Source organism: Kitasatospora sp. NPDC001132, from assembly GCF_053598415.1.
Genome location: NZ_JBSFKF010000005.1, coordinates 134599 through 146225, shown reverse-complemented (window position 1 = coordinate 146225; position 11627 = coordinate 134599). Strand labels below are relative to the sequence as shown.

Here is an 11627-nt window from a genome sequence, read left to right as displayed (position 1 = left end):
CCATCCATGTGGCACAACAGCTACTTCATCGTCCCGGCCCTCCTGCTGGCGGCCGCCGCCCTGTACGCCGCCCAGACCCGCCAGCGGATCGGCCGGGTCCGGTACGCCAAGGGCCTGCCCGGCCGCGGCCTGCCGCTGCTCGACGCCGCGTTCCTGTCCGGCGGACCGGGGCGGGTGTTCGACACCGCCGTGGTCCGGATGCACATGAGCGAGCAGGCCGTGATCAGCCGCTCCGGCCTGGTCACGCTCACCGGCGCCAAGCCGTACGACGCCGTGGACAAGGCCGTCCACGACGCCGTCGGCCCGACCGGGAGCCGCGGACTCGGCGAGCTGCGCCACACCGTGATGCGCTCCGCCGCCGTCCAGGAGATCGGCGACCGGCTCGCCGACCGCGGCCTGCTGCGCCACCCCGAGCGGCTGCGGCGCGCCCGCACCGCCCGCCGGCTGCTCTGGCTCGCGCTGCTCGTCGTGGCCGCCTCCGCGGCGGCCTCCCTGCTGCTCGACGACGGCGCCGCCGGGCACCAGCGCCCGAACCTCTGGACTCCGGGCCTCCTGCTGCTCGGCGGCTTCACCACCCTGCTCGCGACCCGGCCGGTCAAGGGCCGGATCACCCCGGCGGGGCAGCGCCAGCTCTCCCTGATGGGGGGCACGCCGTGGACGCCCCACTCCGGGATGCCGGCGCGGCTGGCCGGCGGCGCGCTGCTGGGCGCACTGGCGCTCGGCGGGCTGGCCGCCGCCGGGCTGGACGACCAGGAGCTGGAGGCCGCGATGCTGGCGGCGGCGGCCGAGGAGGAGGCCGTGCGGCAGGCGGTCTCCGCGAACGCCTCCGGGGCGTCCTCGTCCTCGACGTCGACCTCCTCGTGCTCCTCGGGGTCCGACGGCGGCTCCGCCTCCTGGTGCGGGTCCTCCGACTCCGGCTCCTCCGGTTCCAGCTGCGGTTCGTCCAGCTGCGGCTCCTCGTCCTCGTCCAGCTGCAGCTCCGGTTCGTCCGGCTGCGGCTCGTCGTCCTCGTCCAGCTGCGGGTCCAGCTGCGGCGGCGGCTGCGGCTCATGACGCCCCGGACGCAGGTGCGCGGGCAGGGCCCGGGGCACCGCCGGACGTCACAGTTCGGTATCGCGGGCCGGGAAGCGTTCCGCCCGCCGTCGACGCAGGCATAGAACAAGCCCATGTGGTTGCTGTTCCTCATTCCGGCCTGTGTCGCGGCGGTCCTGTCCTGCCTCCGACTGGTCCGGATGACCGCCACCGCCGACGCCCTCGCCGACCGGAACGGCCTGCGGCCCCCCGAAGCCGTCGGCATCGGCCTGTACGAGACCGCCTACCTGGCCGGCGGCCCGGACCGGGTCGTCGAACTCGCCCTCGTCCTGATGGCCGGCCGCGGACGGCTGCACCTGGCGCACACCGGCTGGACCACGGTGGTCGACCCCAAGGGCCGCAGCCGCCTGGAGCGGGCGGTGATCGCCACCGTCGGCCGCGAGGGCCAGTGCCGGACCGACGAGCTGCGCCGGGCGATGGCCGAGCACCCCACCGTGCTGGAGATCGGCGCCCGGCTCGCCCTGGCGGGCCTGGCCACCCCGGCTCCGGTGCAGCGCGACACCGTGGCGGTGATCCGGCAGGTCCGGCACGCGCTGCTGCTCACCCTGATGCTGCTGGCCGCCTCGCTGGCCCTCGGCGGCTTCACCGGCGGCGACACCCTCGCCCCGCTCGCCTGGTTCTCGCTGCCGCTGGTGCTCACCTCCGGCACCCTGCTGATGGCGCGGGTCGACGTCTACCCGTACACCCGATGGGCCTCCCCGATCGGCCAGGAGGTCCTGCGCGAGGTCCGTCCGGCCCGCCAGCGCGGCCTGGCCGACGACGAGGAGCGCGAGCTGCTCACCGCCGTCGCCATGAACGGCCCGGCCGTCCTGCCCGACGCCCGGCTCCGCGCCGCCCTGCGCCCGCACCGGACCTGAGCCCGCACCCCGGCGGAAAAGCGGCTGCGCCAACCCCTGCGACCAGGGCAGACTTCCGCCCGTGGACAACCGGGACCGCGCCGTGCTCGACCGCGCCCGGGCCGAGGGGCGGCTGGTCCGGCTGCGCCGCACGCTCCGCGGCGCCGACCGGCTGGACGGCTTCGTCCTCGGCACCGGCCCGGTCTGGACCCTGCTCGCCAACTGCGTGGACCACCGCCTCGACGGCTGGACCGCCGTCCTCACCGGCACGCTGCGCAAGGTCCGCGACCGGGGCGGCCCGGAGGCCCTGACCGTGCGCGCGCTGTGCGGCCGCGGCCTGTGGCCGGTCCCGCGCCCGGCACCGAACTGCCGCTGGACGACCTGTCCGGCCTGATCGCCACCGCCTCGGCGGAGTACGGCCTGATCGCCCTGCACGCCGAGGTCCTCGATCCGGACGTCTGCCGGGTCGGCACGGTCACCGAGCTGCGCCCCCGCTCGCTCCGGAGGCCCCCTGGTACCCGAAGCCGGTCAAGTACCGTGTCCGCGACGTCACCCGGATCGACCTCGGCACCCACCACGTGGACGTGCTGCGCGAGTTCGCCGGGCCCCGCCCGTGACAGGCCGGAGGCCGGCCCCCGCAGGGGAACCGGCCTCCGGGAAGCGCGTCGGACCGCTCAGACCAGGCCGTTCAGCAGCTCGCTCACCGGCTTGCGGCGGCCGGTGAAGAACGGCACCTCCTCGCGGACGTGCAGCCGGGCCCGGGAGGGGCGCAGGTCGCGCATCAGGTCGACGATCCGGTGCAGCTCGTCCGCCTCGAAGGCGAGCAGCCACTCGTAGTCGCCGAGCGCGAACGAGGCCACCGTGTTGGCCCGCACGTCGGGGTAGCCGCGGGCCATCTGGCCGTGCTCGGCGAGCATCGCGCGCCGCTCGGCGTCCGGCAGCAGGTACCACTCGTAGGAGCGGACGAACGGGTACACGCAGACGTAGTCGCGCGGGCGCTCGTCGGCCAGGAACGCCGGGATGTGCGACTTGTTGAACTCGGCGGGGCGGTGCAGCGCCATGTTCGACCAGACCGGCTCCAGCAGCCGGCCGAGGCCGGTGCGGCGGAAGCGGTTGTACGCCTCCTGGAGGTCGTCCGAGTCGGCGGCGTGCCACCAGACCAGGATGTCGGCGTCCGCGCGCAGACCGGAGACGTCGTACGTGCCGCGCACGGTCACGTCCTTGGCGGCCAGCTGGGCAAACAGCTCGTCCACCTCGGCGGCCAGCGCGGTGCGGTCCTCGGGCAGGGCGCCCTTGAGCTTGAACACCGACCACATGGTGTAGCGGATGACCTGGTTCAGGTCGCGCGCCTTCTTCTTCTCGGGCTGCTGCTCCGGCTCCCGCTCAACACTCTCAGTCATGCGTCCATTGTCCTCTCCGTGGAACCTGCCCCGGTCTCCGGGGTCAACAGTCTGTCGACGAGCGCCGCGGCGGCTGCCGCCGATCCGATGCACGCCGGAATGCCCACCCCGTCGTACGCGGCGCCGCACAGCGCCAGCGCGCCCACCCGCCCCGCCGCGGCCCGCACCCGGGCCACCCGGTCCAGGTGCCCCACCGGGTACTGCGGCAGCCCGGCCGAGAAGCGGGACACGAAGGTGTCGTACGGCCGGGCGGTCAGCCCGATCGCCTCCTCCAGGTCCGCCAGCGACCGCGCCACCAGCTCCTCGTCCGGCAGCCCCAGCGCCTCGTCCTCGCGGTACCGGCCCAGCGAGGTGCGCAGCAGGAACGTGTCCGGCGCGGAGCGCTCCAGCCACCCCCACTTGTTGGAGGAGAAGGTCGACGCCTTGATCCGGCGCCCGTCCACCGGCGGCACCAGGAAGCCGCTGCCGCTCGGCGGTTCGGCCAGGTCGGCGCGGCGGAAGGCCAGGGTCACCAGGGCCATGCCCGCGTACTCGACGGCGTCCAGCTCGGTGGCGGCCGCCGGGGCGTCCTCGCGCAGCAGCCGGGCCGCGGCGGGGGCCGGGACGGCCAGCACCACGGCATCCGCGTGCAGCACCTCGCCGCCGGTCACCACCCGCCAGCCGTCGGGGGTGCGGCGCAGCTCGTCCACCGGGGCGTCGGTGCGCAGGTCCACGCCCGCCTCGACGCAGGCCGCGGCGACCGCGCCGGGCAGCGTGCCGAGTCCGCCGCGCAGGCCCTGGAACACCGGGGTGCCGACCACCTTCGGCCGGGAGGCCAGCTCGTGCACCCCGTCGACCAGCGAGCCGCCACCGCGGGCGATCGACAGCAGCTGCGGTACGGCGGCGCGCAGCGAGATCTCGTCGGCGCGGCCGGCGTAGACGCCGCCGAGCAGCGGCTCGACCAGCCGGTCCACCACCTCCTGGCCCAGCCGGTCGGCGACGTAGCGGCCGATCGCGACGTCCTCGCCGACCTCGCCGGGCCGCTCGTGCCGGGCCCGCTCCAGCCCCTCGTCGGTCAGCACCCCGGAGGCGGCCAGCGCCTCCAGGTCACCGGGGACGCCCATCACCTGCCCACCGGGCAGCGGACGCAGCGCGCCGCGGGTCCAGATCGCGGCCTTCGCGGTGGTCGGCGGCTCCAGTTCCTCGCCGAGCCCGACCGCCCGCGCCAGCTCCACCGCCTCCGGCCGCCGGGCCAGCACCGATTCGGCCCCGAGGTCCACCCGGACCCCGCCGACCTCCCCGCCCCACAGCTTCCCGCCGACCCGCCCGGACGCCTCCAGCAGCGTCACCCGCGCCCGCGCCGGCCCCCCGGCGGCCCCACTCAGGAACGCGGCCGCGGCCAGCCCCGCGATCCCACCACCGACGACGACGACCCGTGCTTGCGACATGCTCCGCAGTCTCGCAGGTCTTTACGCCGATGCCTCAATCCCCTGCCCGCCCGAGGTCGATCACGATCGGGCACGGCACCGGGGCGTTCGAGTCTGCCGCGGAAGATCCCGGCGGGCGCTACGAAGCGGTCACCGGGTCCGGTTCGTGGACGTGCACGGCCGACCGACCCGTCGCCTTCCTCCTCGACGATCCGGTAGTGCGGGATGCCCGCCTCGGCGTACCAGCCCCCGGCGCTCGGCGGGTACGTCCGTTGCGGAAGCTCGTCCATGGGGTCGAAGCATCGGAAATGCCGTGTCCCGTAGGCTGATTCGCATGGAACCGATCATGGTGAGTGCGTGTCTGGCCGGGATTCCCTGCCGGTACGACGGGCGGGCGAAGACCTCCGAGGGCGCCGTGCGCCTGGTCGAGGAGGGGCGGGCCGTGGTGGTGTGCCCGGAGGGGGCGGGCGGGTTGCCGACGCCGCGGCCGCCGGCGGAGATCGTGGGCGGGGACGGCGCGGACGTGCTGGACGGGCGGGCCCGGGTGGTGGACGCGACCGGGGCGGACTGCACCGCGGAGTTCCTGGCCGGGGCCCGGGCGGCGCTGGCCGCCGCCGAGGAGGCGGGGGCCCGGCGGGCGGTGCTGATGGCGCGCAGCCCGTCCTGCGGCTGCGGGCAGGTGTACGACGGGACGTTCACCGGGGAGCTGCGCCCCGGTGACGGCGTGACGGCGGCGCTGCTGCGCCGGGCCGGGATCGAGGTCACGGCCGGGTAGCGGGCCTCCGGCTCCGGAGGCCCGCCACCGGGAGGTCAGCGGGCGCTGGCCTCGTGGACGAAGGCGACGAGGCGGCTGAGCGCGTCCGGGTCCATGGACGGCAGCACGCCGTGGCCGAGGTTGAAGATGTGGCCGCTGGTGCCGAGCGCCTGGGCGGCGTGCAGCACCTCGCGGGCCTTGGTCTCCACGACCTTGGTGGGCGCGAACAGCACGGCCGGGTCGAGGTTGCCCTGGAGGCCCTTGCCCTGACCGACCCGCTCGGCGGCGACGTTCAGCGGCACCCGCCAGTCGACGCCGACGATGTCGGCGCCGGCCTGGCCCATCAGGCCGAGCAGTTCGCCGGTGCCGACGCCGAAGTGGATCCGCGGCACGCCGTACTCGGCGACGGCGTCGAAGACCTTGGTGCTGGACGGCATCACCGAGCGGCGGTAGTCGTCCGGCGCGAGCGCGCCGACCCAGGAGTCGAACAGCTGGACCGCCGAGGCGCCGGCCTCGATCTGCACCTTGAGGAAGGCCGAGGTGATGTCGCCGAGCCGGTCCACCAGGGCGGCCCACAGCTCGGGCTGCCCGTACATCATGGCCTTGGTGTTCTCGTGGTTCTTGGACGGGCCGCCCTCGATCAGGTAGCTGGCCAGCGTGTACGGCGCTCCGGCGAAGCCGATCAGCGGGGTCCCGCCGAGTTCGTCCACCAGCAGGCCGACGGCCTCGGTGATGTAGGGGACGTCGTCCGGCTCCAGCGGGCGCAGCCGCTTCAGGTCCTCGAAGGTGCGGATCGGGTCGGCGATGACCGGGCCGATGCCGGGCTTGATGTCGACGTCGATGCCGACGGCCTTGAGCGGCACCACGATGTCGCTGAAGAAGATCGCCGCGTCCACCTTGTGCCGGCGCACCGGCTGGAGGGTGATCTCCTTGACCAGCTCGGGCCGCATGCAGGACTCCAGCATGGGGATGCCCTCGCGGACCTTCAGGTACTCGGGCAGCGAGCGGCCGGCCTGGCGCATGAACCACACCGGGGTGTGCGGCACGGGCTCGTGCCGGCAGGCGCGCAGGAACGCGGAGTCGTACGCGGCGCCGCGGCGCCCGGGGGTGCTCGGGCCGTCGTGGGTGGCCGCCGTGGTGTCTGCCGTAGTCTCGCTCACGCGTCAAATCTTCGCACGCGTGCGGCGCCCGGTTCCCCGGTCGGTCTCGTCGGTTCCTCCAAGATCTGTCCGGGTTTGCCGTTCCGGCACGCCGCTGGGAGAGAAGTTGCGGCGATAACCCCGTTCTTCGACCTAGTCTTCGGGACATGGCAGCGGTCGGAGGGCACCCCGCGCAGGGTGGCGGAGCAGGTGGCGGAGCGGGTCGCGAGGGGGCGCCGAGCGAGTTCAGGGCGGCGGTGGCGGCCCTGGACGGGGCCCGGCTGCGACCCGAGGTGCAGCTCTCCCCCGCGCCGGCTCCGCGCCGGCTGGCCCCGTACTCCTTCGCGGTGACCGCCTCGGTCGAGGTTGACGGCGAGGAGCTGGCGGACGGCCGACTGGTGCTGCTGTACGACCCGGCCGGACAGGAGGCCTGGAACGGGGAGTTCCGGGTGGTCACGATGACCCGGGCCGAGCTGGAGCCGGAGATGGCCGGCGACCCGATGCTCTCCGAGGTCGGCTGGGCCTGGCTGCTGGACGCCCTGCAGGCGCACGGCGCCGGGTACGCGGAGCCGTCCGGCACGGTGACCCTGGCGTCCTCCCAGTACTTCGGCGGTCTGGCGGACCGCCCGTCCTCGACCGAGGTCGAGATCCGGGCCTCCTGGACGCCGGCCGACGGCCGCTTCGAGCGGCACCTGGCGGCCTGGGGCGACCTGCTGTGCATCAGCGCCGGCCTGCCGCCGGCCGCCCCCTCCCCGCAGGGGCCCGCCGAGGTTCCTTCACTCGGTGGGGTGGTCCCGATGCCCGCCCGGCGACGCCCCCGGTCGCACTGACGGGTGGTGCGGGGCTCCGACGCCGCTCCGGGGCCGGACGCCACCCCCAGGGCTGACGGAGTGTGACTTCGGACCCGCTCTGCGTCAATTCACCGGTCGATACCGACCGATCGGCATCGAATCTGATCGATTTTGTGCGAATCGCAGGCATGTCGCATCAATCGTTTGCGCGATTTGTCCGTATTGTTACTCACTAGATCGTGATCTTTCGCTAAAGCCGGGCGCGGTTGCTGCCGAAGCAGACTGTGACCCTTTCCGAACGCGGAACACTCCGACCGCCCCCATCGGGGTTCCGTCCGCCACTCCCCGCAGGAGGCCTGGTGTCGGTCCTTCTTGAGCACCCCGCAAACGTGGTCGCCTACCGGCCGACCAAGCCCACCGCCATGGTGGTCATCGCCGATCCCCGCGTCCGTAACACCGTCACCCGCCACCTGTGGGCACTCGGCGTCCGGGACGTGATCGAGGTGTCGTCGATCGCCGAGGCCCGCCCCAGGGTCTCCACACCGCGCGACATCTGCGTCGCCGACGTGCATCTTCCCGACGGCTCCGGACTGACCATCCTCGCCGAGACCCGCGCCGCGGGCTGGCCCAACGGCCTGGCGCTGTCCGCCGCCGACGACATCGGCGCGGTCCGCAGCGCGCTGGCCGGCGGCGTCAAGGGCTACGTGGTGACCGGTACCCGGACGAACGTCGCGATGCCCGGCCGCCCAGGCCTGCCGCTCGGTGCCGCCGGGCTGGCCGGCCGGATGCGCCGCCCCGGGATGCCGGGCATGCCGGGCGCAGGCGGTGCTCCGGGCGCTCCCGGAGCACCGGGAGCGCCGGGAGCGCCGGGAGCGCCGGGCGCGCAGCAGGCCGCCTACCGCGAGCTCTCCGGCCGCGAGGTCGAGGTGCTGCGGCTGGTCGCCGAGGGGCAGTCCAACAAGGCGATCGGCGTGGCGATGGGCCTGTCGGCGCTCACCGTCAAGAGCCACCTCGCCCGGATCGCCCGGAAGCTGGGCACCGGCGACCGCGCCGGCATGGTCGCGGTCGCGCTGCGCACCGGCATCATCCACTGAGCCGAGCGCTCCGGACCGCTGCGGCGGCCGAGGAGGAACGTTTCCTCCTCGGCCGCCGCCGAGCTGTCTCCCCTTCGGCCGCCGGTGCGCCGCCGTCCCGGTGCCCGCGGCGCGTGGACACCACCCCACGGCGCGTGGACCCCGCCCCGCGGGCGGGCGGTCCCGGCCCCGGAAGCGCCCCGGGCGCGGTCCGGGCACGACCCGCTCACCGGCCCGTTCGCCGACCCGGCCGCCGACCTGATCACCGGCCCGGCCGCCCTCCCGGGTGAGCGGGCGATCAACAGTCTGACCAGTCCGACAACACTCCCGGCCGCGAGGACCGTCGTACCCTTGGGGGGTGACCGACGCCGTAGCAGCCATCCCAGAAGAAGCAGCCCCGGTCCCGCTCCTCGAACCGAGGGAGGGGATCCCGCCCGTGGTGGCGGACGAGCACACGCTGGCCGACATCGTCGCCGCCTTCGCCTCGGGCACCGGACCGGTGGCCATCGACGCCGAACGGGCCTCCGGCTACCGCTACGGGCAGCGCGCCTACCTCATTCAGCTGCGCCGCGAGGGTTCCGGCTCCGCCCTGATCGACCCGATCGCCTGCCCGGACCTCAGCGCGCTCGGCCGGGCCGTCGAGGACGCCGAGTGGGTCGTCCACGCGGCCAGCCAGGACCTGCCCTGCCTGTCCGAGGTCGGCATGAGACCCCGGCGCCTGTTCGACACCGAGCTGGCCGGGCGGATCGCCGGCTTCCCCCGGGTCGGCCTCGGGCCGATGACCGAGAACATCCTCGGGCTGAGCCTGGCCAAGGAGCACTCCGCGGTCGACTGGTCCACCCGCCCGCTGCCCGAGCCGTGGCTGCGCTACGCCGCTCTGGACGTCGAGGTGCTGGTCGAGCTGCGCGACGCACTCGAACGGGAGCTGGACGCCCAGGGCAAGCTCGGCTGGGCGATGGAGGAGTTCGCCTCGATCGCCGCCGCACCCCGCCCGGCCCCGCGCACCGACCCGTGGCGCCGCACCTCGCAGCTGCACAAGATCCGCCGCCGCCGTCAGCTGGCCGTGGTGCGCGAGCTGTGGCTGGTCCGCGACCGGATGGCCCAGGAGCGCGACGTCTCTCCCGGCCGGGTGCTGGCGGACGCCGCGATCGTCAACGCCGCGCTGGCCATGCCGCTGACCATCGCCTCACTGCAGGCCGTCCAGGGCTTCGGCCCCCGGGTGCACCGGCGCCAGCTGGAGCAGTGGCTGGCGGCCGTGCAGCGCGGCCGGGAGATCCCGGAGAACCTGCTGCCGCCGGCCACCGCTCCGCACGACGGACCGCCGCCGCCGCGGGCCTGGGCCGAGAAGGACCCGGTGGCCGCCGCCCGGCTCGCCGGCGCGCGCGGCGCGATCGCCGAGCTGGCCGAGCGGTACCAGGTGCCGGCCGAGAACCTGATCACCCCGGACCTGGTCCGGCGGGTCTCCTGGCAGCCACCGGCCGAGCCGGGCCCGGAGCACGTGGCCACCGCGCTGCGCGGGCTCGGCGCCCGGCAGTGGCAGGTGGACCTGGTGGCGCCGGCGGTGGCCGCCGCGTTCGCCGCGGCCGCGGCCGCGGCCCAGGGCTGATCGGGGGCGGGCCGATCCGCGACTCGATCCGGCCACCGGTGGAAGGGGATGTCGTCCGTACGGGCGACATCCCCTTCGTCGTACCCGGGTTCGTCGTACCCGGGACGGACGCTCCTGGTCGGACGGGTCGGGCAACGTGTCGGGGGACACATGGTCCGATCCCTCCGAGAGGCCTGGGCAGGTTGGTTACCGACGGGTAGCATGACCGTGATGCGGCGCCGCTCGGGTCTTCGACGGCGGCAGCCTGCCCACCTCGAAATGTTGGTCCCTGGGAGGAGAGCCCCCGTGCCTCGTACCGCGAGGGACGTCGTCTTCGTCGATGGCGTCCGCACCCCGTTCGGCAAGGCCGGCCCGAAGGGCATCTACCACGAGACGCGCGCCGACGACCTGGTCGTCAAGTGCATCCGGGAGCTCGTGCGCCGTAACCCGAACCTGCCCGTCGAGCGCATCGACGAGGTCGCCGTCGCGGCCACCACGCAGATCGGCGACCAGGGTCTGACCATCGGGCGCACCGCCGCCCTGCTGGCCGGCCTGCCGAAGTCCGTCCCGGGCTACGCGATCGACCGCATGTGCGCCGGCGCGCTGACCGCCGTGACCACCACCGCCGGCGGCATCGCCTTCGGCGCGTACGACGTGGTCGTGGCCGGCGGCGTCGAGCACATGGGCCGCCACCCGATGGGCGAGGGCGTCGACCCGAACCCGCGCTTCGTCTCCGAGAAGCTGGTCGACGAGTCCGCCCTGTTCATGGGCATGACCGCGGAGAACCTGCACGACCGCTTCCCGCACCTGACCAAGGAGCGCTGCGACGCCTACGCCGTGCGCTCCCAGGAGAAGGCCGCCAAGGCGTACGCCAACGGCGACATCCAGCCCGACCTGGTGCCGATCACGATCCGCAACACCAACCCCGAGGTCGGCGAGACCGGCTGGGGCCTGGCCACCGTGGACGAGCCGATGCGCCCGGGCACCACGATGGAGAACCTGGCGGCCCTCAAGACCCCGTTCCGCCCGCACGGCAACATCACCGCGGGCAACTCGGCCGGTCTGAACGACGGCGCCACCGCCTCGCTGCTGGCCGCCGAGGACGTCGCCGAGGAGCTCGGCCTCCCGGTCAAGATGCGCCTGGTCTCCTTCGCCTTCGCGGGCGTCGAGCCCGAGGTCATGGGTGTCGGCCCGGTGCCGGCCACCGAGAAGGCGCTGGCCAAGGCCGGTCTGACCATCGACGACATCCAGGCCTTCGAGGTCAACGAGGCCTTCGCCGTCCAGGTCCTGGCCTTCCTGGACCACTTCGGCATCGCGGACGACGACGAGCGGGTCAACCCGTACGGCGGTGCGATCGCCTTCGGCCACCCGCTGGCCTCCTCCGGCGTGCGCCTGATGAACCAGCTGGCCCGCCGCTTCGAGCAGCGCCCGGACGTCCGCTACGGCCTGACCACGATGTGCATCGGCTTCGGCATGGGCGGCACCATCATCTGGGAGAACCCCCACTGGAGCGGAGAGACCCGGAACACCGAGCTCGAGGGTGGTAAGTGA

At 74.3% G+C, this 11627-nt stretch carries 11 protein-coding genes; 8 read left to right on the top strand and 3 right to left on the bottom strand.

Going from position 1 to position 11627, the window contains the following annotated elements:
• Positions 1-6: 6 nt before the first annotated feature.
• The 3 genes from ACWDBE_RS09165 (at position 7) to ACWDBE_RS09155 (ending at position 2322) form a co-directional block, all read left to right on the top strand.
• Positions 7-1053 carry a TIGR04222 domain-containing membrane protein gene (locus tag ACWDBE_RS09165; protein WP_449807613.1) on the top strand — a complete coding sequence of 349 codons (1047 nt, stop codon included), beginning with the start codon at positions 7-9 and terminating at the stop codon, positions 1051-1053.
• A gap of 113 nt (positions 1054-1166) precedes the next feature.
• Positions 1167-1949, top strand: coding sequence for a TIGR04222 domain-containing membrane protein (locus tag ACWDBE_RS09160; protein WP_449789310.1), 783 nt, complete (start codon positions 1167-1169; stop codon positions 1947-1949).
• Positions 1950-2010: 61 nt separating this feature from the next.
• Positions 2011-2322, top strand: coding sequence for a hypothetical protein (locus tag ACWDBE_RS09155; protein WP_449807612.1), 312 nt, complete (start codon positions 2011-2013; stop codon positions 2320-2322).
• Positions 2323-2602: 280 nt separating this feature from the next.
• On the opposite strand, the gene hemQ is transcribed toward ACWDBE_RS09155, so the two are convergent.
• Both hemQ and hemG read right to left on the bottom strand, forming a co-directional pair.
• On the bottom strand, positions 2603-3328 hold the full coding sequence (hemQ, locus tag ACWDBE_RS09150) for a hydrogen peroxide-dependent heme synthase (protein ID WP_402405512.1): 726 nt from the start codon (positions 3326-3328) through the stop codon (positions 2603-2605).
• The gene (hemG, locus tag ACWDBE_RS09145; RefSeq protein WP_449807611.1) at positions 3325-4755 is read right to left on the bottom strand and encodes a protoporphyrinogen oxidase; all 1431 of its coding nucleotides are present in this window, start codon (positions 4753-4755) and stop codon (positions 3325-3327) included. Before hemG ends, hemQ begins: the two co-directional genes overlap by 4 nt.
• Positions 4756-5068: 313 nt before the next feature.
• Here hemG and ACWDBE_RS09140 point away from each other — a divergent pair, with 313 nt between their 5' ends.
• Complete coding sequence (locus ACWDBE_RS09140) at positions 5069-5509, top strand: DUF523 domain-containing protein (RefSeq protein ID WP_402405508.1); 441 nt, start codon at positions 5069-5071, stop codon at positions 5507-5509.
• 35 nt (positions 5510-5544) lie between these two features.
• Here ACWDBE_RS09140 and hemE read toward each other — a convergent pair whose 3' ends face one another.
• Positions 5545-6558, bottom strand: coding sequence for a uroporphyrinogen decarboxylase (gene hemE / locus ACWDBE_RS09135; RefSeq protein WP_449807675.1), 1014 nt, complete (start codon positions 6556-6558; stop codon positions 5545-5547).
• Between the two features lie 236 nt (positions 6559-6794).
• Between hemE and ACWDBE_RS09130 the strand changes: the two genes are divergently transcribed.
• The 4 genes from ACWDBE_RS09130 (at position 6795) to ACWDBE_RS09115 (ending at position 11627) form a co-directional block, all read left to right on the top strand.
• The gene (locus tag ACWDBE_RS09130; RefSeq protein ID WP_449807610.1) at positions 6795-7457 is read left to right on the top strand and encodes a DUF3000 domain-containing protein; all 663 of its coding nucleotides are present in this window, start codon (positions 6795-6797) and stop codon (positions 7455-7457) included.
• A gap of 320 nt (positions 7458-7777) precedes the next feature.
• Positions 7778-8512, top strand: coding sequence for a LuxR C-terminal-related transcriptional regulator (locus ACWDBE_RS09125; protein ID WP_449789306.1), 735 nt, complete (start codon positions 7778-7780; stop codon positions 8510-8512).
• Between the two features lie 337 nt (positions 8513-8849).
• On the top strand, positions 8850-10097 hold the full coding sequence (locus ACWDBE_RS09120) for an HRDC domain-containing protein (protein WP_449807609.1): 1248 nt from the start codon (positions 8850-8852) through the stop codon (positions 10095-10097).
• A gap of 285 nt (positions 10098-10382) precedes the next feature.
• A complete protein-coding gene (locus ACWDBE_RS09115) occupies positions 10383-11627 on the top strand; it encodes a thiolase family protein (protein WP_449807608.1) in 1245 nt (414 codons plus the stop codon).